Consider the following 25469-nt stretch of genomic DNA (forward strand, 5'->3'; position numbering starts at 1 on the left):
TCCAGCACGCAACAGGGAGCAATCATGTCACAGTCACCCATTCACCGTTTCGCCGGGTCCATCGCGGCGCTCACCCTCATGGCCGGTGCCGCCTCGGCGCAGGACGTCACCATCAACCTCGGCTATGCCGCCGCCGAGACCAGCACCTATGCCGTGCTTGCCGACAAGTTCGAGGAACTGGCCGAGCAATACACCGATGGCAGCATCGACGTGAAGGTGCGCTGCTGCGGTCAGCTGATGGGCGAGGACGAGGCCTTCAAGGCCATGCAGCTGGGTACGGTGGACATGTTCATCATCACCGGCAACAACATCTCTCCGCATTTTCCGCTGATGGATGCGTTCGTGCTGCCCTACATCTTCCAGAACAAGGATCACGCCTACCGCGTTCTGGAAGGCGAGGTCGGGCGCGACTTTGCCGAGCAGCTTCATGCCGCCACGGGGGTGCACCTGCTGACCTATGGCTTTGTCGGGGATCGCGATTTCTACAACTCGCGCAACCCGATCACCTCGGTCGAGGACATGGCGGGGCTCAAGGTCCGCGTCCCCAAGAACCAGGTGATGATCGACACCTACGAGGAATTCGGCGCGGCCCCCATCCCGCTGCCCTGGGCGGACACGCCCACCGCGCTTCAGACCGGCACGGTGGAAGGGGCCGATAACGGCACCTCGTTCATCAAGTCGCAGAAGTTCTACGAGATCATGCCCTATTTCACGGTGCTTGAGCATTTCACCTATTTCTCGCCGCTTTTCGCCAGCGAACGCGTGATGGGCAAGCTGGACCAGGCGCAGCGCGACGCGGTCATGCGGGCGGCAGAAGAAGCAGGCGTCCATCACCGCGAAGAGATGGCCGCGCGGATCGACGAGATTCGCGCCTTCCTGACCAGTGAGGGCGGCATGGAAACGGCCGAATTCGATCGCTCCGGTTTCATCGAGGCGGGGCTGCGGGTGCAGGATCGCTATGCCGCCGACAAGGGCGAGGCATTCATCGCCCTGGTCGATGCGATCCGCGCCGAAGCAGAGTAACACCTCCGAACCACCGCATGGGGGCAACACGCCCCCATGCCTCTTGACACCTTCAGGGTGGAGGCTGGGGAATGTTGTCCAAAATCGACCGATACTTCGAAGAGGTGATCTGCACGATCTGCCTGACGGTCGTGGTCGGATCGGTGCTGTTGCAGGTGATCCTGCGCTATTTCTTTTCCACCGCCGCCGCCTGGGCCGAGGAGACCGCCGTCTACGGCATGATCTTCGCGATCTATCTCGGGGCCACGATGGCGGTGCGCGAACGCGCGCATATCCGCATTACGCTGCTGGTCAACCGCCTGCCGAGCGCCTTGCAGGTGGGGGCGGTGGTGCTGGCCGACGGGCTGTGGGCCGGGTTCGTGATCTTCATGATCGTGCAGACCACGATCTACACGCAGCTTCTGTTTAACGTCACCTACATGACCCCCGGCCTCGGGATCGAGCAGCGGTGGGTGCAGATGATCATCCCGATGGCCTTTGCCCTGATGCTCTTTCGCATCGGGCAGGTCTATTGGCGCTGGGGCCGCGATGGCTGGAAAGGTCTGCCGCTATGAATGGCCCTATTGTCATGGCCGCGGCCTTCGTCTTCGCGATGGCCATCGGCGTGCCGATTCCCTTTGCCGCCGGGCTGGCCACGGTTGCGGGCCTGCTGATCGCCGATATTCCCCTGACCCTGATGGCGCAGGCGGCGTGGACGGCGTTCGAGCCGTTCCCGCTGGTGACCATTCCGCTGTTCATCCTGGCCGGGCAGTTGATGGAGCAGGGCGGGATGTCCGACAAACTGGTCACCATCGCGAAACGCCTTGTCGGGGCCTACAAGGGCGGCATGGGGCTGGTGACGGTGGTGGCCTGCATGTTCTTTGCCGCGCTCTCGGGCTCGGGCCCCGCCACCACCGCCGCCATCGGCTCGATCACCATCCCCGCGATGCAGAAAGAGGGCTATCGCTCGCGCTTTGCCGGGGCCATCGCCGCATCCGCGGGCGCGCTCGGCAGCATGATCCCGCCGTCCAACCTCCTCATCATCTTCGCGCTGGTCACGGACGTCTCGATCCCGCGGCTGTTTCTGGCGGGTATCCTGCCGGGCGTCGTTCTGGGGCTGATGCTGATGGTCGCGGTCTTTGTGATTTCGTGGAGGAACGGCTACGGCGGCACCGAGGACCGGTTTCGCTGGGGGCCGCTGCTGTGGGCGCTGTGGGAAGGGAAATGGGCGGTGTTCGCGCCGATCCTGATCCTGGGCGGCATCTATGCCGGTATCTTCACCCCGTCCGAGGCGGCAGCGGTGGCGGTGGCCTACGGTCTCTTTGTCGGGCTGTTCATCTACAAGGGGCTGACCTGGGCCAAGCTGCTGCACGCGTTCAAGTTCACCGCCATTGTCATCGGCTCGGTCCTGTTCATCCTGGGTTCGACCAAGGCGTTCGGTCAGCTTGTGACGATCTTCGACATTCCCAGCGATATCCTGGCGCTCTTCCAGGGGCTGGTGGCCTATCCCTGGCTCATCATGCTGTTCATCGGGATTTTCTACATCCTCGTAGGCATGTGGCTGGAGAGCATCCCGCAGATCATCATCTTTACCGCCGTGTTCTTTCCGCTGGTGACCAGCCTCGGTGTCGATCCGGTGGTGTTCGGGATTTTCACCGTGATGACCTGCGAGATCGGGTTCCTGACACCGCCCATCGGCGTGAACCTGTTCGTCGCGGCAAGGATCAGCAAGATCACCATTGAGGACATTTCGGTCGGGGTGCTGCCGCTGCTCATCCCCTACATGCTGATGATCCTGCTTCTGGTGTTTTTCTCGGGCTGGGTGACCTGGCTGCCCGATCTCGTTTACGGCCCGCAACTGAGGTAATCACATGAAAGAAGTTCCCCTGACCGGCTATACCGACCGTCTCTCGGCGCGGCCCGGCGAAGAGATCGCCTTCAAGGTGTCCTCGACCGAGGGCGGCCGCTACCGCGCGCGGCTGGTCCGCTCGATCTGCGCCGATCCCAACCCGGCGGGCATGGGAATCACCGAAGAGGATGCAAGCGAATGGTTCGCGCCGCGCGACCTGCCCGCCCGGCATCAGGCGTTCTTTCCCGGCTCTTACGGCCACACGGAGGGCGTGGTCACGCTGCCCGCGCAAGGCGGCGTCAGCCTGAGCGCGACGGTCCAGCCCACGCATCTCAACGGCCGCGACCAGGCGGTTTTATCCTGCGGGCCGCTGTGCATGGGGATCGACGCGGGGGGCTGTCTCTTCGTGGCGGCTGGGGACGGGCGGGTCACCGTCGGGGCGCCGCTGCCGCCGCATCGCTGGACGCGCATAGAGGCGCGCCTGCAAGATGGCAGCGCCACCCTTGTCCAGACGGTCCTTGGACACCACAGCCGCGAGACGCATGAACAAACCGGCCCGCTGCAATGCGGGGCGATCACCGCTCCGGTCGGCCTTGCGGCGTGTCTGGATGGCGCGCGCGCGCGGCATTTCTTCAACGGCAAGATCGAGGCCCCCGCCATCGCGGGCGCGGACGGCATGATCGCGGCCTGGGATCTGTCGGCCTCGATCCCGCACAGCGACGTCCCCGCCATGACCGGGCCGCCGCTGCACCTCGTCAACTTTCCGACCCGCGCGATGACCGGGTCGGCGTGGGACGCCTCGGAGATGTGCTGGCGGCACAAGCCCGAGCATTATGGCGCCATCCATTTCCATGAGGATGATATCTACGATTTCGGCTGGCAGACCGATTTCACCCTGACCGTGCCCCAGGACATGCCCTCGGGCGTATATGTCATGCATATCGAGGGCGATCGCGGCAGCGATGCCATCCCGTTCTACATCTGCCCGCCCAAGGGCACGCGCCGCGCCGATCTCTGCGTGCTCATCCCGACCTTTACCTATGTCATCTACGGCAACCATGCCCGTCCCGACTACGATCCGGCATGGCAGGGACGGATGCGCGATTGGGGGGCCTATCCCCACAACCCGGCGGAATACCCCGATTACGGCCTGTCGACCTACAACACCCATTCCGACGGGTCGGGCATCTGCCATGCCTCGCACCGGCGGCCGTTGTTCAATTTCCGGCCCGGGTTCCTCACCTTCGGGGCGACCGCCTGTTCGGGGCTGCGGCATTTTCCGGCCGACAGCCACCTGATAAGCTGGCTGCACGCCAAGGGCATCGGCTATGACATCATCACCGACCACGAGTTGCATGCCGAAGGGGCCGAGGTGCTGGCCGGTTACAAGGCCGTCACCACCACCACGCACCCCGAATATCACACCGCCGAGACGCTCGACGCGTTGGGCGATTACCGGGATGCGGGCGGCCACCTGCTCTATCTCGGGGGGAACGGATTCTACTGGCGCATCGCGCGGCACGCCGAGAATGACAGCCTGCTGGAAATCCGCCGCGCCGAGGATGGCATTCGCGCGTGGGCGGCGGAGCCGGGCGAGTATTACAACGCCTTCGACGGCACCTATGGCGGCCTGTGGCGGCGCAGCGGGCGGGCACCGCAGGCGCTGGTCGGGATCGGCTTTGCCGCGCAGGGCGAGTTTCACGGCGCGCCATATCAGCGGATATGCCACGATCCGGCCTTCGACTGGCTGTTCAAGGGCGTGACAGAGGATCTGTTCGGCGGATACGGGTTCAGCGGCAACGGCGCGGCGGGATTCGAGCTGGATCACGTCGATCAACGCATCGGCTCGCCGCAAAACCATGTTCTGCTGGCACGCTCCGCGGGCGACAACCGCGCGTTCATGCTGGTCCCCGAAGAGCAGCTCACCCACCTGACCAACCTGACCGGCGGACCGGAGGAAGAGGCGAAGCACGCCGACCTGATCTATTTCGAGCTGCCGGAGGGCGGCTCGGTCCTTGCCGTCGGCTCGATCACCTTTTGCGGCAGCCTGCCGTGGAACGATTTCGACAACGACGTCTCGCGCCTGTTGGAGAACTACCTGCACCGAAAACTGACGGGCACGTAGCACAACGGCGCAACCTGTCCTCGCTCTCGCTCAGCGCCTTCTCCCTGGCAAGCGTCGGGATACCGAAAGCCCCGCGCCCGGGCCAGTATATATCTGATCCTAATGATGATTATGGACTGGGTCACAGTGGCGGAGAGACAGGGATTCGAACCCTGGGACCCCGTGAAGGGTCAACGGTTTTCGAGACCGCCCCGTTCGACCACTCCGGCACCTCTCCGCGGGGGTCTGGAGAGGCCGTGTAATGGCCTTTGGCTGGCGGGGCAAGGGGGTTTGCGCTTGTTTCGCGCGTGAATTTCCATAGTGTCGCGCCTGACCGTCACGGTCCGATGGGAGGACAGGATCATGGCATGGCCGGACAGCGCGGTGCGGCTGCGGGGGCTGTTCGCGGGGCTCGCCTGTATCGCGCTCGCGGCGGTCGTCCTCGCGGGGGCCGCCCGCGCCACAGAGCGTGACCGCCTCCTGGCCTTTCTCGAGGTGACGGGGTTCGGCGTGGCGATCGACAGCATCGCACTCAGTGCCGCCGACGCGCCCGCGATGATCGGCATGGTGCCAGACGATTTCGGTCTGGCCTGGCCCCGGATCACCGCCGGGGTGTTCGACAGCACCCTGATGCGGGGCTTGGCGCTCGACATGCTCGACGAGACGCTCGACGAAGAAATGCTGGGCCATGCCGCCGCCTTTTATGCCTCCGATCTGGGGCAGCGGCTGGTCGAGGTGGAGAATGCCAGTCACGCGCACCGCGCCGACGAGGCCGCGCGCAAAGAGGCCGAGGCGCGTGCCGCCGCGCTGTCACCGGCGCGCCGTGCCGTGCTCGAGCGGATGAACGCGGCGATTGACGGCTCGGGCATGGCAGAGCGCGCGTTCCGGGAAATACAGGTGCGATTCCTGCTGGCTGCCGCCGACGCGGGGCTGACCGACGGTGATTTCGACGCCGACCTGCTGCGCCGCCTATTGGCGCAGGGGGCCGAAGAGGCGCGCGCCGAGATGAAGGAGGCCGCGCTCGCGAGCGCCGCCCAGACCTATCGCAGCCTGTCCACGGACGACCTGCGCGCCTATGCGGACGCCCTCGAAGACCCGGTGATGGGCCGCGTCTACGAGCTGATGAACGCCGTGCAGTTCGAGATCATGGCCAACCGGTTCGAGGCGTTGGCGGCGCGGCTGGGAGAGGTGCCGCCGGCGCACGACCTCTGAGGCGGTGCGCGCGCGGCTCTTGACACCGCGGCGTCACTGACGCATACGAGCGCGACCGGCGGCAGGATGCGCCGGTTTTGCATTTGTAATGATACCCCGAGAGGGGCGCCGTCCGAGGTGGCCGCGAGGCCCGCAACACCCGCCAAGCCGGGGACCACAGGACGCGGGATGAGAAGGAAAGAGCCATGTTTGCGGTCCTCAAGACCGGCGGCAAGCAATACAAGGTGCAGTCGGGCGACCTGCTGCGTGTTGAAAAGCTTGCGGCGGATGCCGGCGAGAAAGTGCAGTTCAACGAGATTCTCATGCTGGGCGGTGACAGCCCGGTAGTGGGCGCCCCCCTTGTCGAGGGGGCCGCGGTTCAGGCCGAGGTGATCGACCAGGTCAAGGGTGACAAGGTCATCAACTTCGTCAAGCGTCGCCGCAAGCACGGCTCGCAGCGCACCAAGGGCCATCGGCAGAAGCTGACGCTGCTGCGCGTCACCGAGATCCTCGAGAAGGGCGCCGACAAGTCCGGCGTCAAGGCCGCGATCGGCGCGGGGTCGGTGGCTGGCGTGGCCGTGGCTGCCGCCGAGGCGAAGAAACCCGCCAAGGCCAAGCCCACGGCAAAGCCTGCCGCCAAGGCAAAGCCCGCCGCCAAGGCCGAAGCGCCCGCGGGCGGCGACGACCTCAAGAAGCTGTCGGGCGTCGGCCCTGCGCTGGAGAAGAAGCTCGTCGAGGCGGGTGTGACCACCTTCGCGCAGATCGCCGCGTGGACCGAGGCGGATGTCGCCGAGATGGATGAGAAACTGTCGTTCAAGGGCCGGATCGAGCGCGAAGGCTGGATCGAGCAGGCCAAAGAGCTGACCAAGGGCTAAGGAGAGACGAGATGGCACACAAGAAAGCAGGCGGGTCGTCCCGCAACGGTCGCGATTCGGCGGGCCGTCGTCTCGGCGTCAAGAAATACGGCGGCGAGGCCGTGATCCCCGGCAACATCATCGTGCGTCAGCGCGGCAACAAGTTCTGGCCGGGCGACGGCGTGGGGCAGGGCAAGGATCACACGATCTTCGCCGTGACCGAGGGTGCCGTGACCTTCCACAAGGGCCTCAAGGGCCGCACCTTCATTTCGGTGCTGCCAGCGGCAGAGGCCGCCGAGTAAGCCGGACCCAAGATATGTCAGGAACATGAGGGGGGACCGGCTCGCGCCGGTCCCTTCTTCGTTTCCGGGGCATCAACCGGTCAAATCGTCGTCACTTTCCGGTGTGGGTGAGGTCCGGCAGGCTTGCGGCAGAGGCGCGTGCCCCCAATTTGAAACGCGGGGGATGTGCCCATCATGCGAAAGGAGGAGCGCATGACTTTCGAGACAGTGATCGACCAGCCAGTGATCGCGGCGGAACGGTTCGACCTGAGACCGCTGCGCGCGTCCGATGCCGGGCTGATCGCGCTCAACGCGGGCGACGAGCGGGTGGCGCGGGCCACTGCCTCGATCCCGCATCCCTATCCGCCCGGTGCCGCCGAGGCGCTGATTGCGCGCGCGCAGGCAGAGGGCAGGGTCGAGGATATCTGGGCCATCGACGGCACCCGCGCGGGCGGGTCGGAGGTGATGGGCCTCATCGGGCTTACCCGGGTGGACGAGGGCCAGTCCGAGATCGCCTACTGGGTGGCGCCCGCGTGGTGGAACACCGGCATCGCCTCGGCGGCGGTCGACGCCATCCTCGCGGCCAACCCGCACGCCGCGCGCACCGTCTTTGCCAGCGTGTTCCAGGACAACGCCGCGTCGGCGCGGGTCTTGACGAATTGCGGCTTTCAGTATCTTGGGGACGCCGAGCGCTACTGCGTCGCGCGCGGGGCCAACGTGCCCACATGGACCTACAGCCGCCGGATGGGCTGAGAGCCGCGCGCGGACCGCGGCGCGGCGAAAGGATGGGCAATGAAATTCCTCGACCTCGCAAAGGTATATATCCGCTCGGGCAGCGGCGGCGCGGGCTGCATCAGCTTTCGGCGCGAGAAATACATCGAGTTCGGCGGCCCGGATGGCGGCGATGGCGGCGGTGGCGGCTCGGTCGTGGCCGAGGCGGTGGACGGGCTCAACACGCTCATAGATTTCCGCTACCAGCAGCATTTCTTCGCCGATGACGGGCGGCCCGGGCAGGGGCGTCAGCGCACCGGCGCCAGCGGCGGCGACATCGTGCTGCGCGTGCCCGTGGGCACCGAGATCCTCGAAGAGGACGAAGAGACGGTGATCGCCGACATGACCGAACCCGGCCAGCGCGTCGAACTGGCCCGCGGCGGCAACGGCGGCTGGGGCAACCTGCGGTTCAAGACCTCCACCAACCAGGCCCCGCGCCGCGCCAATCCCGGCCAGCCCGGCGTCGAGCGCACGATCTGGCTGCGGCTCAAGCTCATCGCCGATGTCGGCCTTCTCGGTCTGCCCAACGCTGGCAAGTCCACCTTCCTCGCCGCCACCTCGAACGCGCGGCCCAAGGTGGCCGATTATCCCTTTACCACGCTGCACCCCAACCTCGGGGTCGTCGGGATCGACGGCGCGGAATTCGTGGTGGCCGACATCCCCGGCCTGATCGCGGGCGCATCCGAGGGGCGGGGGCTGGGCGACCTGTTCCTTGGCCATGTCGAGCGCTGCGCCGCGCTTTTGCACCTCGTCGATGGCAGTTCGGGCGATCCGGTGGCTGACTACCACACCATCCTCGATGAAATCGAGGCTTATGGCGCCGGCCTCGCCGACAAGCCGCGCCTGACGGTGCTGAGCAAGATCGACACGCTGGACGACGAGGAACGCGCCTTCCTGCGGGACGAATTGCAGGCGGCCTCGGGCGGCGAGGTGATGCTCATGTCGGCGGTCTCGGGCGAGGGCGTGCCCGAGGTGCTGCGCACCCTGCGCGCACAGATCGGCGAGAACCGCGCCCGTGTCCGCCGCGAGGAGGCCAGCGACGAGGACGCCCCGTGGCAACCCTGAGCGACGCGGCCCGCGTGGTGGTCAAGATCGGCTCGGCGCTGCTGGTGGACCGCGCCACCGGCGACCTGCGCGCCGAATGGCTTGCCTCGCTCGCCGCCGACGTGGCCGGGCTGCGCGCGCGGGGTGCCGACGTGGTGCTGGTGTCGTCGGGCTCCATCGCGCTGGGCCGCGGGATGCTGGGCCTGCCTGCCACCACGCTCTCGCTGGAGCAGAGCCAGGCGGCGGCGGCGGTGGGGCAGATCCGCCTCGCCGGGGCCTACGAGGCGGCGCTCGCGGCCCACGGGCTCAAGGCCGCGCAGGTGCTGGTGACGCTCGAGGACAGCGAGAACCGCCGCCGCTATCTCAACTCCCGCGCCACGCTTGATCAGCTTTTGCGCCTCGGCGTGGTGCCCATCGTGAATGAAAACGACACCGTCGCCACCGACGAGATCCGCTACGGCGACAACGACCGGCTGGCCGCGCAGGTGGCGGTGACGGCGGGGGCGGATCTGCTGGTGCTCCTGTCGGATGTGGATGGGCTCTATACCGCCAACCCGCAAACCGACCCGGACGCGCGCCACATCCCCCACGTGGATGCGATTACGCCCGAGATCGCGGCGATGGCGGGCGATGCGGGGTCGGGTCTCGCCAAGGGCGGCATGAAGACCAAGCTGATGGCGGCGCGCACCGCCACCGCCGGGGGCTGCGCGCTGGCGATCACCCGCGGCGACGTGGACCACCCGCTCGCAGCCCTCGGCGCGGGCGCGCGCGCCACCTGGTTCGCCGCACAGGGCGACCCGCAGCAGAAGCGCAAGGCCTGGATCGCGGCGATGAAGCCGCGCGGCCGCATCACCGTCGACGCAGGTGCGGCGCAGGCGCTTGCCCGCGGCAGCAGCCTGCTGCCCGCCGGGGTGAGCGCGGTCTCCGGTGCCTTCGGACGGGGCGACCCGGTGGAACTGGCCGACACGGATGGCCGCGTGCTGGGGCAGGGGCTTACCCGCTACGACAGCGGCGATGCCGACCGTATCAAGGGGCTGCGCCTCGATCAGATCGAGGCGGCGCTCGGCCACCCGCCGCGCGGGCCGCTCGTCCACCGCGACGACATGGCGGTCTGAGCGGGGGAGACTGGGCCGTCGCAGATCTTCACGTAAGCCGCGCATCGACAGGCCGCGGCGCGGCGATCCAACGCTGTTTCTGCCGCGCTTTATGGCAGCCAAATCCGAAAAAGGCCCGAGCGGGGCGCAGGTTGCGGCCAAATCGCCGTGCCGTGGGTGCGGCCCGGCGATGCGCGGCGGCGCGCCAGGGCGCGCCGTTATTCCGCGCATTGATGCCAAGTGGCGACCGTCCGCTCCACTCCATCACCCTTCCTTCCCGCCAAAAACCGGGGCGCGTCCGGCCATGTTGGCGGCGACCTGTTCCATCTGCTCGGGCCCGCCGATGAGCGCCGCCTGTTCGCGGCTCTCGGCCATCAGAACATCGGCCACCGCCGCGCCGCTCTCGGCCACGGCGATGAGCCGCTTGGCGGCGCGGATCGCAGCGGGGCTGCGCCCGGCGATCTCGCGCGCGAGGTCTTGCGCGGCGGCGTGCGGGTCTTCCGCGACCTCGGTCACCAGCCCCCATGCCGCCGCCTGCGCCGCGTCCACCGGCGCGGCGGTGTAGGTCATGCGGCGGATCACGTCCGACCGTGTCAGCCGCGGCAAGAGCGCCATGCCGCCCATGTCGGGGATGAGGCCCCATTTCATCTCCATGATGGCAAGCCGCGCGTCGGGCGCGGCGATGCGGATATCGGCCCCGAGGGCCAACTGGAACCCCGCGCCATAGACCGCCCCGTGCAGCGCTGCGATCACCGGCACCGGCAGCCGGTGCCAGACCATCGCCAGCTCTTGAAAGAGGTTGGTGTCGCCATGGCTGCGCGGCAGGACGAGCGCTTGCGGATCGCCCTGCGCCAGCGCGGCAAAGCTCATCACGTCGAGCCCCGCGCAAAACGCCTGCCCCGCGCCCGACAGCACCACCGTGCGGATATCCGCCTCCTGCAGGGCATGGCCCGCGCCGACGATGGCCTCGGCCATCTCGGGATCGACCGCGTTGCGCTTGTCCGGGCGGGTGAGGGTGACATGGGCGACGTGATCCACGATCTCGGTGCTGACGCGGGGCATGGGCGATCCTCCTTTGACGGCCAGTGAACCACGCTCACCCCGCCCGGCACCAGCGGAACGTGGCGGCAGGCGAGACTTGCAGGCGGCCCCGCCATCCCGTTAACTGCACCCCATGACCGGACCCCGCCTGACCCCGCTCGCCGCCTCGCTGCCCGCCACCGTGCCCTTCGTCGGCCCCGAGGAGCAGGAGCGCGCACGTGGCGCGCCCTTCGCCGCGCGGCTGGGCGCGAACGAGAACCTCTTCGGCCCCTCTCCCGCCGCGCTGGATGCCATGCGAGCCGAGGCCGCGGAGGTGTGGAAATACGGCGACCCCAAGAGCCATGAGCTGCGCGAAGCGCTGGCGCGGCACATGCGCGTGACCCCGGAAAACGTGCTGGTGGGCGAGGGGATCGACGGGCTGCTGGGCAATCTCGTGCGGCTCCTGGTGGCGCCGGGCGACGCGGTGGTGACATCGGGTGGTGCCTATCCGACGTTCAACTACCACGTCACGGGCTTTGGCGGCGCGCTGCACAAGGTGCCTTATGCCGACGATGCCGAGGATCTGCCCGCCCTCATCGACAGGGCCCGCGAGGTGGACGCAAAGCTCGTCTACTTCGCCAATCCCGACAACCCGATGGGCACCTGGACAAGCGGCGCCAAGGTGGCGGCGGCGCTCGACACGCTGCCCGATGGCTGCGTTTTGTGCCTCGACGAAGCCTATGTCGAGTTCGCCCCGGCGGGCACGGCGCCGCAGATTGCCGCCGATGATCCCCGGGTGATCCGTATGCGCACCTTTTCCAAGGCCTACGGCATGGCCGGTGCGCGCATCGGCTACGCGGTGGCGGACGCGCGGCTGATTGCCGCCTTCGACCGCGTGCGCAACCATTTCGGCATGAACCGGATGGCGCAGGCGGGGGCGCTGGCGGCCTTGCAGGACGGCGCGTGGCTTGCCCATGTGCAGACGCAAGTGGCCCGCTCGCGCGACGCGATCACGGCGGCTGCCGTGGAAAACGGCCTGACCGCCCTGCCGTCCGCGGCGAATTTCGTGGCGGTGGATTGCGGGCGCGACGGCGCGTTCGCCCGCGCGGTGCTGGCCGCTCTGGTAGACCGGGGCGTGTTCGTGCGGATGCCCTTCGTCGCGCCGCAAGACCGCTGTATCCGCGTCAGTTGCGGCCCCGAACGCGAAATGGCGGTGCTGGTGGACATGCTCCCGCGGGCTCTTGCCGAGGCCCGAGAAAACACCTGACAGCCGCGCGATTCGCGGTAAACTGTGTTTATGCGCAGAGGCCAGATGGACGCCGCACCGAACTACACCACCGCCGCGCTGGTGATGGGGGGCGTCAACCTGTTCTGGATTCTGTTGCTGATCCGTGGGTTTCTGGGCTTCGGCGCGGTGTTCGCGGTGGGCTATGCGCTTGACCGGCTGATCGTGTGGGGCGCGCGGCGGCGGCGCCGGGCGGGCTGAGGCCGGGCGAGGCTCAGACCGGGAGAGTGCGCACCGACCAGCCCCAGAAACGCCAGAGCATGAACACCCCCGCCAGCGCCAGCCCCAGCGCCAGCCCCAGCCAGATGCCCGGCCCCCCGAGCCCGAGGGTAAAGCCCAGGACATAGCTTGCCGGCACACCCACGGCCCAGTAGCTGAGCGCGGCGATGACCATCGGCACGCGGGTATCCTGCACCCCGCGCAACAGCCCCAGCGCCATGACCTGCGCCGCGTCCACCACCTGGAAAAGCGCCGCCGCCGCCAGCAGCATCACCCCGATGGCGACGACCGCCGGGCGGTCGGGATCGTCGGGGCTGAGGAACAGCCCGATCAGCACCTCCGGCGCCGTCAGGAACACGACGACGGTGGCGAGCGCGACGAGGCCCGACACCACCAGCACCACCCGTGCCCCCTCTCGCAAACTGCGCCCGTCGCCGCGGCCCTGCGCCTGTCCCGCGCGCACGGTGGCGACGTTGGACAGGCCGACATGCACCATGAAGATCACCGAGGTGACCTGCAGCGCGATGCCGTGCGCCGCCAGTTGCAGCGTGCCGAGCCAGCCCATCATCACCGACGAGGCGGCGAACAGTCCCACCTCGGCGAGATTGGTCATGCCGATGGGCCAGCCGAGGCGGAACACCTGCGCCAGCGCCTCCCAGTCGGGCCGCCAGAGCCGGGCAAACATCGTGTGCTCGGGCATGCTGCGCTGCACGTAGACGGCCAGCACCAGCATCGAGGCGAGGTTGACCGAGACCGAGGCGATGGCCGCGCCGCGCACCCCCATCTCGGGCATCCCGAGATTGCCGAAGATGAGCGCGTAGTTGACCAGGATATTGAGCGCCACCGCCGCCAGCGTCACCCACAGCACCACGCCGGTGCGCTCGAGCGCTGCGAGGCAGGACTTGAGCACCATCACCAGCAGCGCGGGCAGGATACCCCAACCGGCGATGACGAGGTAATCGCCCGCCAGCGCCGCGGTGCCCGGGTCCTGCCCCATCACGCGGAACAGCGTGGCCGAGCCCAGCGTCACGGGTAGGCACGCGAGCGCGAACAGCGCCGAGGCCCATAGCCCCATCCGCGTGACCCGGCGCACCTGCGCCTCCTCGCCCGAAGATGCGGCGCGCGCGACCATCGGCATCACCGCCCAGGCAAACCCCGATCCCATGATGAACAGCACGAAAAACAGGGTGCCACCCAGCACCTCGGCGGCCAGCGCCTCGACCGAGTACCAGCCCAGCATCACCGCATCGGTGAGCGTGATCGCGAACTGCGCCAGGTGGCTGCCGACGAGCGGCAGGCCGAGGCCAAGGACGGCGCGCAGGTGCTGGCGATATGTAAGGCGCTGCGACATGGATTTGCCCTATGCCGAGGCGCCTGCGGGTGCAAGAGGGGCGAAGGCGCAGGGGCTGGTCCTGGCCTCAACCTGCCATTCGCATCTCCGCCCTGTGCGGCTCATCGCCGGATGCCGAACGCCCGCAAAGGACCGACCCCGCTCATCGCCCGTGGTCGGCTCTCCGGGCGCCGCCACGCCCCGGTCAGAGCGGCACCGCCGCCACCTCGTCGCCGCGCACGACAAGCCCGATCTCGCCCCGGCACAGGCGCAGCGCGTCCTCACCGAACACCTCGCGCCGCCAGCCCGATAGTGCCGGCACCTCGCGCCCGCCCGCGGCTAGGTGGTCGAGATCGGCGGCGCTCGCGATCAGGCGCGCGGCCACGTCGCTCTGGTCGCTGCGCGCCTTCAGAAGCACGCGCAGCATGTCTGCAATCGCCGGGTTGGCCTGCGCCTTGCCATGGGGCTCCGAATCGACGCGCGGCAGATCGTCTTGGGGACAGTCCAGCCCGGCGCGGACCGCCGCGATGATCCCCTCGGCGATCTCGCCCTTGCGCGCCTCGCGCAGCAGCAGCCGTGCGCGGCCCAGGTCCTGGTGCGATTGCGGCTTTGTCGCCGCCAGTTCCAGCAGCGCGTCATCCTTGAACACCCTTGAGCGCGGCACGTCGCGCGATTGCGCGTAGGTCTCGCGGAAACGGGCCAGTTCGCGCAGGATGGCGAGGAAACGCGGCGCGGTGTTGCGCGTCTTGATGCGCCGCCATGCCTCGTCCGGGTCGGTGCGGTAGGTGTCGGGATCGGCGAGGGTCTTCAACTCCTCGGCCACCCAGGCGCTGCGCCCGGTCTCGTCCAGCTTGGCCGCGAGATACTCGTAGATCTGGCGCAGGTGGGTCACATCGGCCACGGCATAGTTTTTCTGCGCCTCCGACAGCGGGCGGCGCGACCAGTCGGTAAAACGCGAGCTCTTGTCCACCGAGGCGCGGGCGATGCGTTTCACCAGCGTCTCGTATCCCGCCTGATCGCCGAAGCCGCAGACCATCGCCGCCACCTGCGTGTCAAAGAGCGGTGTCGGGATCACCCCTGCCGCGACGGCGAAAATCTCGAGATCCTGCCGCGCGGCGTGGAACACCTTGACCACCGACGGGTCGCGAAACAGATCGTAGAGCGGCTCCAGCGAGAGCGCGTCGCCCCCCGCGATGGGATCGACCAGCACCGCGTTCTCGTCGTCGTTGCCGGGCATGGCAAGCTGCACCAGGCAGAGTCGGGAATAATAGGTGCGCTCGCGCAGGAACTCGGTATCGACGGTGACGTAATCATGCGTGCGTGCCGCCTCGCAGAATTCGGCGAGCGCCTCTGTGGTGGTGATTGTCTGCATGAAGGTTATGCTCTCCGGTGTCGCGGTCCTGCCCCTCGGCGGGGTATATCCCAGCCCCCCGGCAAATGAAATGCCCCGCTCAGGGCAGCATCACCGGGCGCCGGTCGCCAGCGGCAAAGCGCTTCAGCACCGCCGGGTAGAGGATATGCTCCTGTTCCAGCACCCGCGCGGCGAGGGTTCGCGCCGTGTCGTCCGGCAGGATGGGCACCCGCGCCTGCCCGAGGATGGGGCCATCGTCGAGCGCGGGCGTGACCTCGTGGACGGTGCAGCCCGCCTCGGTATCTCCTGCCGCCAGCGCGCGGGCATGGGTGTCGAGCCCGCGATACTTCGGCAAGAGCGAGGGATGGATGTTGAGCATCCTGCCCTGCCAGGGTGCGACGAAGCCGGCGGTAAGCACCCGCATGAATCCCGCGAGGGCGATGATGTCGATGGCGTGCGGGGCGAGCCGTTCGGCGAGCGCGGCCTCGAACGCCGCGCGATCGCCCGCGAAGGGGCGGTGATCGACCACTTCGGTCGGGATACCCGCGTCCCGCGCCCACGCGATACCGCCCGCCTGCGGATCGTTCGACAGGACCAGCGCGGGGCGCGCGGGGTGATCGCCGGTCATGCTTTCGACCAGCGCGCGCATGTTCGAGCCGCCCCCCGAGATGAAGATCGCGACCCGCTTGCTCAAGCGAGCCGCCCGCAATAGCGCACCCCGGCCCCGGCGGTGACATGGCCGATGCGGTGGGTGGTCTCGCCCGCGTCCCGCAGCGCGGTCTCGACCGCATCGGCGCTGTCGGCGGCGGCGACCACCACCATGCCGATCCCGGCGTTGAAGGTCTTGAGCAGCTCCGCCCCGGCGAGCTCGCCCGTCTCGGAAAGCCAGCCAAAGACCGGCGGCAGCGCCCATGCGCCGAGGTCGATCTCGGCGCCCGTGCCCTCGGGCAGCACGCGCGGCAGGTTCTCGGTCAGCCCGCCGCCGGTGATATGGGCAAGGCCATGCACGCCGCCCGTGGTCAGCGCAGCGAGCGCGGGGCGCACATAGAGCCGCGTGGGCGCGAGCAACGCCGCGCCGAGGGTCTGCTTGGCGTCCCACGGGCAGGGATCGTCCCAGCCAAGACCAGAGCGTTCGACGATCCGGCGCACGAGGCTGTAGCCGTTGGAATGCACGCCATCCGAGGCAAGACCAATGAGCACATCGCCCTCGACCACGCCGCGCGGCAGGTCGGTGCCGCGCTCCATCGCCCCGATGGCAAACCCCGCAAGGTCGAAATCGCCCGCCGGGTACATGCCCGGCATCTCCGCCGTCTCGCCGCCGATGAGCGCGCAGCCCGCGCCCCCGCAGCCGCGCGCGATCCCCTCGATGATCCGCGCGGCACTGTCGAGTTCGAGCTTTCCGGTGGCGAAATAGTCGAGGAAAAACAGCGGCTCGGCCCCCTGACACACCAGGTCGTTGACGCACATGGCGACGAGGTCCACGCCGACGCCATCCACCAGCCCGGTGTCGATGGCGATGCGCAGCTTGGTGCCGACGCCATCGGTGGCGGCCACGAGGACCGGATCGGTGAAACCGGCGGCCTTGAGGTCAAAGAGACCGCCGAAGCCACCAAGACCCGCCATCACCCCGGGCCGTTTCGTGGCGGCGGCGGCGGGCTTGATCCGCTCAACCAGCGTGTTCCCGGCGTCGATATCGACGCCTGCCTCGGCATAGGTCAGCCCGCTCGTCTTGCCGGTCTCGGTCATGCTCAGGTGTCCTTTTCGTTGCTCGCGCAACGCAGTATTGCATCCACCTGCCCCGCGCAATCGCAAAGCCCGCCTGACCCGGTTCCGATCTTGCTGTATCAGAGGGTATCTTGCATCGTCGCGTCGTCGCCCAGCATCGCGCGCAGCCGTTCCAGCCCGCGGTCGCGCAACTGCCGCACCCGCTCGCGCGAGACGCCGTGGATATCGCCCAGCTCCTGTAGCGTGAGCGGCGGATCGGCCAGCACGTTGGACACCACGATATGCCGCTCGCGATCGGGCAGCGCGCGGAAATGGTCGACCATGATAGTGCGCAACCGCGCGCGGTCGTGACGATCCGCGACATCGGCCTCGACGTCCGTATCGAGGTCGGGCAGCAGGTCCATCGCTTCTGCCCCGTCCTCGCCGACGGGGCCGTGAAGTGAGCTGTCGGCCTGCCCGAATTGCCGCCGCATTTGGTCCAGCACGCGCGTATCGACCCCGAGCGCGGCGGCCAACCGCGCCTCGCGCGCCGCCGGATCCTCGCCGGGTCGGCGGGGCAGATTGTTCTCGATCTGCCCCAGCCGATAGAACGCCTGCCGCGCCTTGGCCGACCGGCCCCGCCGCACCAGTGACCAGTTGAGCAGCCGGTAATCCTGCAACTCGGCGCGCACCCACCACGCCGCGTAGGTCGCGAAACGGATGCCGCGATCCGGGTCAAAGCCGTCGGCGGCGCGCATCAGCCCGATATAGGCCTGTTGCATCAGGTCGGGATCGTCCTGCGCCCGGCCCTTGGTAAAGCGTGCCACCATCGCCTGCACCAGCGGCGTGAAGGCCGTGATCAGCCGGTTGCGCGCCGCCACGTCGCCGCGCTCGCGCCACGCGCGGGCCAGCCGCGTCTCCTCCTCGGGGGACAGGAATGCGCGGCCCGCGGCGCGCGCGCGCTGGGGCGGTCGGTTCGGGAAATAGGGCTTGTTCATGGTCTCGGGCCCGACTCTTGCAGGGATGAAGTGGTTTCGAATCGAAACTATCCCTCCGCGCGCCTCTGGTCAAACCGGTTTCGACTCGCTATTACTCTGCCATGAGCCGATCCGAGGCCCCCCAAGCCGACCCCGCCGAGGCCGCGCCCGCCACGCTGGCCGAACTGCTCGTGCATGTCGGGCGCTCGGCGCGCGGCGAAGAGGGCGGCCCCGCGCGCCTCACCGCCGCGCAATGGACGGCGCTGCGTTTCTTCGCGCGCGCCAACCGCGCCTCGCGCACGCCCTCGGCCTTCGCCAGTTTCCAGGCGACGACACGGGGCACCGCCTCGCAGACGATCAAGACGCTGGAGACGCGCGGCCTGCTGGCGCGCCGCCGGTCCGAGAGCGACGGACGCAGCGTGCACTTCGAGGTGACGGCAGAGGGGCAGGAGATGCTCGCCGCCGATCCGCTGCGGCACCTGATGGCAGCGATCAACCATTTGCCGCAGGCCGACCGCGCGGCGCTGGCGCGCATCCTGCCCGAACTGTCAGCACAGCTCGCGGGCGCGCGCGGCGGCGCCTGCGTGGGCACCTGCGGCCGCTGCGACCACTACGAATCGCGCGGCGATGGCGGCTATTGCGCCTGCGTCGCGATGAGCCTCGCACCCTTCGAGATCGGCCAGCTCTGCACCCGGTTCAGCCCGCGCGAGGCGGCGGAATAGGGCAGGGGGCTGTCTGCCCCCAGTCGCCCGTGCCGGGCGCCTCCCCCCGAGAATATTTTGGGCAAGATGAAGCTCAGGCCAGCGTGCCCTCGGGCGTCAGCACGCGCTTGCCCCCCAGATACGGCACCAGCACCTCCGGCAACACCACCGAGCCGTCCGCCTGCTGCCCGTTCTCCAGCACCGCGATCAGGCAGCGCCCCACCGCGAGGCCAGAGCCGTTGAGCGTGTGAACGTAATCCGGCTTGCCGCCGCCCTCGGGGCGAAACCGCGCGTTCATCCGCCGCGCCTGGAAATCCCCGCAGACCGAGACCGAGGAAATCTCGCGATAATTGTCCTGTCCCGGCAGCCACACCTCGATATCGTGGGTGCGCCGCGCGCCGAACCCCATGTCGCCGGTGCACAGCACCACGGTGCGATAGGCCAGCCCCAGCCGGTCGAGGATTCCTTCCGCGCAGGCCGTCATCCGGTCGAGCTCGGCACGGCTCTCACCCGGGTGGGTGATCGACACCATCTCGACCTTCTCGAACTGGTGCTGGCGCAGCATTCCCGCCGTGTCGCGCCCCGCGCTGCCCGCTTCCGAGCGAAAACACTGGGTGTGGGCGACATAGCGGCGCGGCAGGGTGGCCGCCTCCACCGTGTCGCCATGCACGAGATTGGTCAGCGTCACCTCCGCCGTGGGCACCAGCCACCAGCCATTGGTGGTCTGGTAGCTGTCCTCGCCGAATTTCGGCAACTGCCCGGTGCCGCGCATCATCTCGTCGCGCACCAGCACCGGCGTCCAGGTCTCGGCGAGGCCGTTCTCGGTGATGTGGGTGTCGAGCATGAATTGCGCCAGCGCCCGGTGGAGCCGCGCGACCGCCCCCCTGAGCACCACGAAGCGGCTGCCAGAGAGCTTGGCCGCCGTCTCGAAATCCATGCCCGGAATGACGCCCGCGATCTCGTAATGCTCCTTGGGGGCAAAGTCGAACGCGGGCGGCGTGCCACGGCGGTAAAGCTCGACATTGTCGGCCTCGTCCGCGCCCTCGGGCACATCGTCAAGGGGCAGGTTGGGCAGGCCCATGAGCGCCTCGGTCAGTTGCTGATCGAGGTCGCGCGCCTGCGTCTGCATGGCCGCCACCTCGGCCTTCTTCTGCGAGACCAGCGCGCGCAGCCGCTCGAACTCCGCCTCGTCGCCCTTGGCCTTGGCGGCGCCGACCTCTTTCGAGGCCCGGTTCTGTTCCGCCTGCGCGGTCTCGGCGGCATGGATGCGCGCGCGCCGCGCTTCGTCGAGCGCGAGGATATCGCCTGCGACCCCCTCCATCCCCCGCTGGGCCATCGCCACGTCAAAGGCGTCGGGATTGTCGCGGATGGCGCGGATGTCGTGCATGGAATGGTCCCTCGCGTGAATCGTCTCTCGCGCGCTTATGCACCAGATTTTTGGCGAGGTGTAGGGCGGGGTTTACCGCGCTGTATCCGGTGGGTCGGGCGGGGTATAGCCCTCGGGATCGGCCTGCCACTTGCGCCATTCTTCATTAAACTCTTCGGGTCCAAGCGCATGCCGTGGCCAGTGGTCCGGCCAGTCTTCATGCTCTGGTCCATGCCCGCCGGGGAGTGTGACTGAAGCATCTCCGAACATCTTGTTCAGATGTACGGAAAGCTGTGTCAGGTCGGTACAATCCACGTCTCGGATCGCGGCATTGTCAAAATGGGTTCCCGAGAGATTTGTGTCGGTATCAAGTTGAACGTTACGAAGGCTTGCCCCCTGTAGTTGGGCTCCCTGAAACAGCATGCCGCGGAGGTCTGCACCGTGTAGCAATGCGCCTCGAAGGTCTGCCTCGGTGAAGTTGCAGTTTCTCAAACATGCCCCGGTGAATATTGCCTTTGTCATCCATGACTTTGCAAAGAGGGAATGTGCTAATTGAGTTCTTTGGAAAAGTGCTTTGTCCAACCGAAGCACCGAAAGGTCCGAGCGCGGGAGACGGACGTCTCTTAGATCAATACGAAATGGTGCGTCGCTCGTTGATCGGTGTGTCCTATTCAACTCAGTCGCAATCTGTTCTTCGCTTCTCCTCCCAATGACTTCGATCGCTATTTGTACGTCGGCGCGTGTCTTTTCTTGGTCACCAACTTCCGTTTGTAAGTTTGCCGGCGCATTCTGCCGGATATAGGCGCAGAGGATTTCCATGATCTGCACATGGTCCTCGGCGCTCTTCTTGGCGACCCGCTCCAGCGCGTAGATCGCCCCGATGCGGACTTCGAGGTTGGGTTCGGTCAGGGTGATGTTTTCCCACTTCTCGACCGGCTGCTTCTCGAGGTCTTTGGGAATTACCGCGCCTTCTGGAAGCTCAAACCCTTCGTCCTTCCATTCGAAGGCGGTCTCGCGAACGAGGCCGTTTATGTATGTTCGGTTCCGGCCCAGTCGGTTTACCTCTTTCTCCGCCCCCAGCCCCTGCACCGCCGTGTTGATCCTGTCAGTGATCAGGCCCTCCTGCGCGATGTCTGCCTGCCTCTGCGCCACCACCGCGCGCCAGATCACGAAGGGCGCGCCAAGCAGGGCGACGATCACCGCCCCGGTGCCGAAGCCCGTGCGCGGCGTCCCCAGTCCGAGGTCGAAGATCGCGTGGAGCAGGATTGCCCCCGCTGCCGCGACCGCCAAGGCAAAGAGAAGGATCACGACCCCGGACAGGAGTGGGCCGAGCGGGCGTGCGACGGTCAGGACCCATGGCTGGCGCAGGCCGAACCAGCCGGGGATATCGGGCTTCTCGGGCGCGCTCACGGGGTCTGCATTTCGCGGGTCATGACCGCAACCTACCCGCGAAACGCGCAAAGCCCAAGCCCGCCCGCGCCCCGACGGAATACCGACGTAATACCGACGCTGTGCAGCCCCGGCTTTCGCGCCTTGCAAATGCGCGGCCCGAACCTTAGGTTCCGCGTCAATTCGCGGGGCCGGGCCCTGCCATCAGACAAGGAACGCACCCCATGGAAGCCTTCGCGCAATTCGTCCCGCTTATTCTGATCTTCGTCATCATGTATTTCCTGCTGATCCGTCCGCAGCAGAAAAAACTCAAGGAACACAAGGCGATGGTCGAGGCGCTGCGGCGTGGCGACCAGGTGGTGACCCAAGGCGGGCTGATCGGCAAGGTGGCCAAGGTCAAGGACGAGGGCGAGATCGAGGTAGAGCTTGCAGAGGGCGTCAAGGTGCGGGTCGTGCGCTCGACCATCGCGCAGGTGCTGTCCAAGACCGAGCCGGCCGAGGGCTAAAGGCCGCCACCGACCACGCAAGCCATTGAAAAGGCGCGACAATGCTGCAAATCGACCTGTGGAAACGCCTCCTGATCTGGGGCACTGTCGCGCTCGGGCTGCTGCTGGCCCTGCCCAATGGATTCTACTCCCGGGTCGAGACCCATAACGACGCCGCCGCCGCCATCGAGCGGGGCGCCAACCCCTCGGAATTGCAGGACGAATTGGCCCTCTGGCCCGAGTGGCTGCCCTCGGGCCTCGTCAATCTCGGGCTCGATTTGCGCGGCGGCGCGCATCTGCTGGCCGAGGTGCAGGTAGGCGATGTCTACAAGGCGCGGCTGGAGGGCATGTGGCCCGAGGTGCGCGACCTGTTGCGAGAAGAGCGTGATCGGGTGGGCGCGATCCGCCTGCAAGACACTGAAAATGCACAACTTCGTGTGCGAATGGTCGAGAAGCCGGAGATGGCCGAAGAGGCCGCGGCGCTGGTTCGCGGGCTCGCGCGCCCGGTCACCAGCCTGACCGGCGCCGGGGCCACCGACATCGCGGTGGCGAGCGAAGGCGCCGATATCATCGTGCGCCTGAGCGAGGCCGAGCAGCGCGCCACCGACGAGCGCACCGTGCGACAGGCGCTCGAGATCATCCGCCGCCGCATCGACGAGACCGGTACCCGCGAGCCAACCATCATGCGCCAGGGCGCGGATCGCATCCTCATCCAGGTGCCGGGCATCGGCTCGGCGGGTGAGCTCAAGGCGCTCATCGGCACCACCGCTCAACTGACCTTTCAGCCGGTGGTGAGCCGCACCTCCAACCCTGACGAGACCCCGGGCCCGGGCAACGAGATCCTGCCGGCGATGGACGACGAGGGGGTCCACTACATCCTCGAGCGCGCGCCGGTCGTCACCGGTGAGGAGCTGGTCGATGCCCAGCCCGATTTCGACCAGAACGGGCAGCCGGCTGTCTCGTTCCGTTTCAACCCCACCGGCGCGCGCAAATTCGGCGAGTATACCGCGGAGAATGTTGGCAATCCCTTTGCCATCGTGCTCGATGGCGAGGTAATCTCGGCACCCGTGATCCAGAGCCACATCCCCGGCGGCTCTGGCATCATCACTGGCAATTTCACCGTCGAGGACAGCACGCAGCTTGCCGTGCTGTTACGCGCAGGCGCGCTGCCTGCGGGGCTCGAATTCCTCGAAGAGCGCACCGTCGGGCCGGAACTGGGAGCCGACAGCATCGAGGCCGGCAAGATCGCCTGTATCGTGGCCTTCGCGCTGGTGCTGGCCTACATGCTGGCTTCGTATCGGATTTTCGGGCTGTTCGCCAATATCGCGCTCATCGTCAACGTCGGCCTGATCTTCGGTCTGCTGAGCCTCATCGGGGCCACGCTGACACTGCCGGGGATCGCGGGCATCGTGTTGACCATCGGCATGGCGGTGGATGCCAACGTGCTGGTCTTTGAGCGCATCAAGGAGGAGATGAAAACCGCCAAGGGCGCCGCCCGGGCGATTGAGCTGGGCTACGAAAAGGCGATGAGCGCCATCGTGGACGCCAACATCACCACCTTCATCACCGCCGTGATCCTCTACGCGATGGGCTCGGGCCCGGTACGGGGCTTTGCCATCACGCTGGGGTTGGGCATCATCACCTCGATCTTCACCGCGATTTTCGTGACCCGACTGATTGCCATCATGTGGTTCGAGCGCAAGCGCCCCAAGACCGTCTTGCAAGGTCGCGCGCTGCGTCTCGTGCCGCAGGAGACCGCGATCGACTTCTTCGGTCGGTGGAAGCTGTGGCTGGGGATTTCGGGCGTGATGATCCTCGTGGCACTCGGCTCCTTTGCGATACAGGGGTTGAATTTCGGTATTGATTTCAAGGGCGGCACGACGATCCGCACGCAGAGCGCCGAGCCGGTGGACGTCGGTCAGTACCGCGATGCGGTGGGCGATCTGGGACTGGGGGATGTGAGTATCACGCAGGTGTTCGACCCGACCTTCGGCCCCGACGAGAACGTGGCGATGATCCGTATCCAGGCGCAGGACGAAACCGAGAGTGTCTCGCCGGAGGTGATCTCGGCGGTGGAGCAGGCCTTGCGGGCTCAGGTGCCCGATATCCAGTTCACCTCGGTCGAGAGCGTCGGGCCCAAGGTCTCGGGCGAACTGATCCAGGCGGCGGTGATCGCCGTGGCGCTCGCCATCGCGGCGGTGCTGTTCTACATCTGGCTGCGCTTCGAGTGGCAATTCGCCGTTGGCGCGGTGCTGGCACTGGTGCACGACGTGGCGCTTACAGTGGGCGTGTTCTCGGAGTTGCAGATCCAGTTCGATCTGGCGATCATCGCGGCGCTATTGACCATCGTCGGCTACTCGCTCAACGACACTGTGGTGGTGTTCGACCGCGTGCGCGAGAACCTGCGCAAATACAAGCAAAAGCCGCTCCGCGAGGTGCTCAACATCTCGATCAATGAGACGCTGAGCCGCACGATGATGACCTCGGTCACCACGCTGCTGGCGCTCTTCGCGCTGTATTTCCTCGGCGGTGACGTGATCCGGGGCTTTGTCTTTGCGATGATCTGGGGCGTGGTCGTGGGCACCTATTCGTCGATCTTCGTCGCCTCGACGATCCTGATGTGGCTGGGGGTGAAGCGCGACTGGTCGAAACCGGATGCCACCGCCGGCACGCAATTTGCCAATGTGGATGCCTGATCCATTCGTAGCGGCCCTGGCGACTCCGGGGTTGCCCTGGCTGATGCTGGCGATCGGGGTGGCCGGTATCGTGCGCGGCTTCTCGGGGTTCGGCACGGCGCTGATCTTTGTCCCTGTCGCCGGGATATTCCTTGCACCGCAGGTGATCGTGGGCGTGATGATGCTGACCGGCATCGTCAGTTCATCGGCGCTCCTGCCGCGTGCGTGGGGGCAGGCGGATCGGCGCGAGGTGGGGCTGCTGGCCTTCGCTGCACTGCTGACGGTACCCTTGGGCCTGTGGCTGATGGCCCGGATCGACCCGGAACTGATCCGCTGGTGCGTGGCCGTGATCGCCACGGTGACGCTGGCGGCGCTGGTATCGGGCTGGCGCTTTTCGGGGAGGGTGAGTCGCCCGCAACTGGCTGGCATCGGCGCGGCGGCGGGGGGTATCGGCGGGCTGACGGGGCTGACCGGGCCGGCGGTGATCCTGTTTTACCTCGCCGGGCAATCGGTGGCGCAGGCGGTGCGCGCCAACACCATCCTGTTCCTCGCTGCGCTCGACGTGGTGATCGTGGCCAACCTGCTGGCGAAGGGCGTGGTGGACTGGGCGCTTGTGGCGCTGGCACTGGTACTGGCAATTCCTTATGTCACCACCTCGCTCATCGGGCAGGCGCTGTTTGACCCGCGCCACGAGCGGCTCTACCGTTGGGTGGCCTACGCCGTGATCGCGCTCGCGGTGCTGAGCGGTCTGCCGATCTGGAGCAACGGAGCCTGAGC

Annotated in this window: 24 protein-coding genes and 1 tRNA gene; 16 read left to right on the forward strand and 9 right to left on the reverse strand. The window is 67.4% G+C overall.

Going from position 1 to position 25469, the window contains the following annotated elements:
• The first annotated feature begins 24 nt into the window (after positions 1 to 24).
• The 4 genes from AC13D8_RS16415 (at position 25) to AC13D8_RS16430 (ending at position 4976) form a co-directional block, all read left to right on the forward strand.
• Complete coding sequence (locus tag AC13D8_RS16415; protein ID WP_482969727.1) at positions 25 to 1023, forward strand: TRAP transporter substrate-binding protein; 999 nt, start codon at positions 25 to 27, stop codon at positions 1021 to 1023.
• 71 nt (positions 1024 to 1094) lie between these two features.
• Entirely contained in the window at positions 1095 to 1577 is a 483-nt protein-coding gene (locus AC13D8_RS16420; protein ID WP_482969728.1) for a TRAP transporter small permease, read from the forward strand.
• Positions 1578 to 1591: 14 nt separating this feature from the next.
• Positions 1592 to 2869: a TRAP transporter large permease gene (locus tag AC13D8_RS16425; RefSeq protein ID WP_482969729.1), complete on the forward strand. Its 1278-nt coding sequence runs from the start codon at positions 1592 to 1594 to the stop codon at positions 2867 to 2869.
• Positions 2870 to 2873: 4 nt separating this feature from the next.
• Positions 2874 to 4976, forward strand: a complete 2103-nt coding sequence (locus AC13D8_RS16430; protein WP_482969730.1) for a N,N-dimethylformamidase beta subunit family domain-containing protein — start codon at positions 2874 to 2876, stop codon at positions 4974 to 4976.
• Positions 4977 to 5103: 127 nt separating this feature from the next.
• Here AC13D8_RS16430 and AC13D8_RS16435 read toward each other — a convergent pair.
• Positions 5104 to 5193 (reverse strand) — tRNA-Ser (locus tag AC13D8_RS16435).
• A 125-nt stretch (positions 5194 to 5318) separates the two neighbouring features.
• Here AC13D8_RS16435 and AC13D8_RS16440 point away from each other — a divergent pair.
• From AC13D8_RS16440 to proB, 6 genes are all read left to right on the forward strand, one after another.
• A complete protein-coding gene (locus tag AC13D8_RS16440; RefSeq protein ID WP_482969731.1) occupies positions 5319 to 6167 on the forward strand; it encodes a DUF2059 domain-containing protein in 849 nt (282 codons plus the stop codon).
• Positions 6168 to 6352: 185 nt separating this feature from the next.
• Positions 6353 to 7021 (forward strand): 50S ribosomal protein L21, encoded by a 669-nt coding sequence (locus AC13D8_RS16445; RefSeq protein WP_129432034.1) that lies wholly within the window; start codon positions 6353 to 6355, stop codon positions 7019 to 7021.
• Positions 7022 to 7032: 11 nt separating this feature from the next.
• Positions 7033 to 7302 (forward strand): 50S ribosomal protein L27, encoded by a 270-nt coding sequence (gene rpmA / locus AC13D8_RS16450; RefSeq protein WP_129432035.1) that lies wholly within the window; start codon positions 7033 to 7035, stop codon positions 7300 to 7302.
• A 192-nt stretch (positions 7303 to 7494) separates the two neighbouring features.
• A complete protein-coding gene (locus AC13D8_RS16455) occupies positions 7495 to 8034 on the forward strand; it encodes a GNAT family N-acetyltransferase (RefSeq protein WP_482969732.1) in 540 nt (179 codons plus the stop codon).
• Between the two features lie 39 nt (positions 8035 to 8073).
• Positions 8074 to 9117 (forward strand): GTPase ObgE, encoded by a 1044-nt coding sequence (obgE, locus tag AC13D8_RS16460; protein ID WP_482969733.1) that lies wholly within the window; start codon positions 8074 to 8076, stop codon positions 9115 to 9117.
• Positions 9105 to 10211 (forward strand): glutamate 5-kinase, encoded by a 1107-nt coding sequence (gene proB, locus AC13D8_RS16465; protein WP_129432038.1) that lies wholly within the window; start codon positions 9105 to 9107, stop codon positions 10209 to 10211. The genes obgE and proB overlap by 13 nt, the downstream gene beginning before the upstream one ends.
• Positions 10212 to 10454: 243 nt before the next feature.
• Here proB and AC13D8_RS16470 read toward each other — a convergent pair whose 3' ends face one another.
• On the reverse strand, positions 10455 to 11252 hold the full coding sequence (locus tag AC13D8_RS16470; RefSeq protein WP_482969734.1) for a crotonase/enoyl-CoA hydratase family protein: 798 nt from the start codon (positions 11250 to 11252) through the stop codon (positions 10455 to 10457).
• A 112-nt stretch (positions 11253 to 11364) separates the two neighbouring features.
• Between AC13D8_RS16470 and AC13D8_RS16475 the strand changes: the two genes are divergently transcribed.
• Together AC13D8_RS16475 and AC13D8_RS16480 are read left to right on the forward strand one after the other, a co-directional pair.
• Positions 11365 to 12477 carry a pyridoxal phosphate-dependent aminotransferase gene (locus tag AC13D8_RS16475; RefSeq protein ID WP_482969735.1) on the forward strand — a complete coding sequence of 371 codons (1113 nt, stop codon included), beginning with the start codon at positions 11365 to 11367 and terminating at the stop codon, positions 12475 to 12477.
• Between the two features lie 45 nt (positions 12478 to 12522).
• A complete protein-coding gene (locus AC13D8_RS16480) occupies positions 12523 to 12696 on the forward strand; it encodes a hypothetical protein (protein WP_164989178.1) in 174 nt (57 codons plus the stop codon).
• A 13-nt stretch (positions 12697 to 12709) separates the two neighbouring features.
• Here the strand turns inward: AC13D8_RS16480 and AC13D8_RS16485 are convergent, their stop codons facing one another.
• The 5 genes from AC13D8_RS16485 to AC13D8_RS16505 all read right to left on the reverse strand — a co-directional run bounded on the left by AC13D8_RS16485 (position 12710) and on the right by AC13D8_RS16505 (position 18097).
• A complete protein-coding gene (locus tag AC13D8_RS16485) occupies positions 12710 to 14065 on the reverse strand; it encodes an MATE family efflux transporter (RefSeq protein WP_482969736.1) in 1356 nt (451 codons plus the stop codon).
• 184 nt (positions 14066 to 14249) lie between these two features.
• Positions 14250 to 15416: a ribonuclease D gene (rnd, locus tag AC13D8_RS16490; RefSeq protein ID WP_104017062.1), complete on the reverse strand. Its 1167-nt coding sequence runs from the start codon at positions 15414 to 15416 to the stop codon at positions 14250 to 14252.
• 79 nt (positions 15417 to 15495) lie between these two features.
• Entirely contained in the window at positions 15496 to 16089 is a 594-nt protein-coding gene (gene purN / locus AC13D8_RS16495; RefSeq protein ID WP_482969737.1) for a phosphoribosylglycinamide formyltransferase, read from the reverse strand.
• Positions 16086 to 17141: a phosphoribosylformylglycinamidine cyclo-ligase gene (gene purM, locus AC13D8_RS16500; protein WP_482969738.1), complete on the reverse strand. Its 1056-nt coding sequence runs from the start codon at positions 17139 to 17141 to the stop codon at positions 16086 to 16088. The genes purN and purM overlap by 4 nt, the downstream gene beginning before the upstream one ends.
• Positions 17142 to 17239: 98 nt before the next feature.
• A complete protein-coding gene (locus AC13D8_RS16505) occupies positions 17240 to 18097 on the reverse strand; it encodes a sigma-70 family RNA polymerase sigma factor (RefSeq protein WP_482969739.1) in 858 nt (285 codons plus the stop codon).
• A gap of 101 nt (positions 18098 to 18198) precedes the next feature.
• On the opposite strand from AC13D8_RS16505, the gene AC13D8_RS16510 reads away from it, so the two are divergent.
• On the forward strand, positions 18199 to 18798 hold the full coding sequence (locus AC13D8_RS16510; protein ID WP_482969740.1) for a MarR family winged helix-turn-helix transcriptional regulator: 600 nt from the start codon (positions 18199 to 18201) through the stop codon (positions 18796 to 18798).
• Between the two features lie 73 nt (positions 18799 to 18871).
• On the opposite strand, the gene serS is transcribed toward AC13D8_RS16510, so the two are convergent.
• Both serS and AC13D8_RS16520 read right to left on the reverse strand, forming a co-directional pair.
• On the reverse strand, positions 18872 to 20164 hold the full coding sequence (serS, locus tag AC13D8_RS16515) for a serine--tRNA ligase (RefSeq protein WP_482969741.1): 1293 nt from the start codon (positions 20162 to 20164) through the stop codon (positions 18872 to 18874).
• 72 nt (positions 20165 to 20236) lie between these two features.
• Entirely contained in the window at positions 20237 to 21553 is a 1317-nt protein-coding gene (locus AC13D8_RS16520; protein WP_482969742.1) for a pentapeptide repeat-containing protein, read from the reverse strand.
• Between the two features lie 203 nt (positions 21554 to 21756).
• Here AC13D8_RS16520 and yajC point away from each other — a divergent pair, with 203 nt between their 5' ends.
• From yajC to AC13D8_RS16535, 3 genes are read left to right on the forward strand one after another with little or no spacing between them, the layout of a single operon-like run.
• Positions 21757 to 22038 (forward strand): preprotein translocase subunit YajC, encoded by a 282-nt coding sequence (gene yajC, locus AC13D8_RS16525; RefSeq protein WP_104017054.1) that lies wholly within the window; start codon positions 21757 to 21759, stop codon positions 22036 to 22038.
• 41 nt (positions 22039 to 22079) lie between these two features.
• Positions 22080 to 24713, forward strand: coding sequence for a protein translocase subunit SecD (gene secD, locus AC13D8_RS16530; RefSeq protein ID WP_482969743.1), 2634 nt, complete (start codon positions 22080 to 22082; stop codon positions 24711 to 24713).
• Positions 24706 to 25467, forward strand: coding sequence for a sulfite exporter TauE/SafE family protein (locus tag AC13D8_RS16535; RefSeq protein WP_482969744.1), 762 nt, complete (start codon positions 24706 to 24708; stop codon positions 25465 to 25467). The genes secD and AC13D8_RS16535 overlap by 8 nt, the downstream gene beginning before the upstream one ends.
• Positions 25468 to 25469: the final 2 nt, after the last annotated feature.

The organism is Roseovarius sp. B-10, from assembly GCF_056859295.1.

Bases quoted from the DNA above. Each gene is read 5' to 3' on its own strand.
- AC13D8_RS16480 (WP_164989178.1), top strand. From the start codon at position 12,523: ATGGACGCCGCACCGAACTACACCACCGCCGCGCTGGTGATGGGGGGC.
- purM (WP_482969738.1), bottom strand. From the start codon at position 17,141: ATGACCGAGACCGGCAAGACGAGCGGGCTGACCTATGCCGAGGCAGGC.
- secD (WP_482969743.1), top strand. From the start codon at position 22,080: ATGCTGCAAATCGACCTGTGGAAACGCCTCCTGATCTGGGGCACTGTC.
- AC13D8_RS16485 (WP_482969736.1), bottom strand. From the start codon at position 14,065: ATGTCGCAGCGCCTTACATATCGCCAGCACCTGCGCGCCGTCCTTGGC.
- yajC (WP_104017054.1), top strand. From the start codon at position 21,757: ATGGAAGCCTTCGCGCAATTCGTCCCGCTTATTCTGATCTTCGTCATC.
- AC13D8_RS16420 (WP_482969728.1), top strand. From the start codon at position 1,095: ATGTTGTCCAAAATCGACCGATACTTCGAAGAGGTGATCTGCACGATC.
- obgE (WP_482969733.1), top strand. From the start codon at position 8,074: ATGAAATTCCTCGACCTCGCAAAGGTATATATCCGCTCGGGCAGCGGC.
- AC13D8_RS16415 (WP_482969727.1), top strand. From the start codon at position 25: ATGTCACAGTCACCCATTCACCGTTTCGCCGGGTCCATCGCGGCGCTC.
- AC13D8_RS16510 (WP_482969740.1), top strand. From the start codon at position 18,199: ATGAGCCGATCCGAGGCCCCCCAAGCCGACCCCGCCGAGGCCGCGCCC.
- rpmA (WP_129432035.1), top strand. From the start codon at position 7,033: ATGGCACACAAGAAAGCAGGCGGGTCGTCCCGCAACGGTCGCGATTCG.
- AC13D8_RS16505 (WP_482969739.1), bottom strand. From the start codon at position 18,097: ATGAACAAGCCCTATTTCCCGAACCGACCGCCCCAGCGCGCGCGCGCC.
- AC13D8_RS16470 (WP_482969734.1), bottom strand. From the start codon at position 11,252: ATGCCCCGCGTCAGCACCGAGATCGTGGATCACGTCGCCCATGTCACC.
- serS (WP_482969741.1), bottom strand. From the start codon at position 20,164: ATGCACGACATCCGCGCCATCCGCGACAATCCCGACGCCTTTGACGTG.
- rnd (WP_104017062.1), bottom strand. From the start codon at position 15,416: ATGCAGACAATCACCACCACAGAGGCGCTCGCCGAATTCTGCGAGGCG.
- AC13D8_RS16475 (WP_482969735.1), top strand. From the start codon at position 11,365: ATGACCGGACCCCGCCTGACCCCGCTCGCCGCCTCGCTGCCCGCCACC.
- AC13D8_RS16535 (WP_482969744.1), top strand. From the start codon at position 24,706: ATGCCTGATCCATTCGTAGCGGCCCTGGCGACTCCGGGGTTGCCCTGG.
- AC13D8_RS16455 (WP_482969732.1), top strand. From the start codon at position 7,495: ATGACTTTCGAGACAGTGATCGACCAGCCAGTGATCGCGGCGGAACGG.
- AC13D8_RS16445 (WP_129432034.1), top strand. From the start codon at position 6,353: ATGTTTGCGGTCCTCAAGACCGGCGGCAAGCAATACAAGGTGCAGTCG.
- AC13D8_RS16440 (WP_482969731.1), top strand. From the start codon at position 5,319: ATGGCATGGCCGGACAGCGCGGTGCGGCTGCGGGGGCTGTTCGCGGGG.
- AC13D8_RS16430 (WP_482969730.1), top strand. From the start codon at position 2,874: ATGAAAGAAGTTCCCCTGACCGGCTATACCGACCGTCTCTCGGCGCGG.
- AC13D8_RS16425 (WP_482969729.1), top strand. From the start codon at position 1,592: ATGGCCGCGGCCTTCGTCTTCGCGATGGCCATCGGCGTGCCGATTCCC.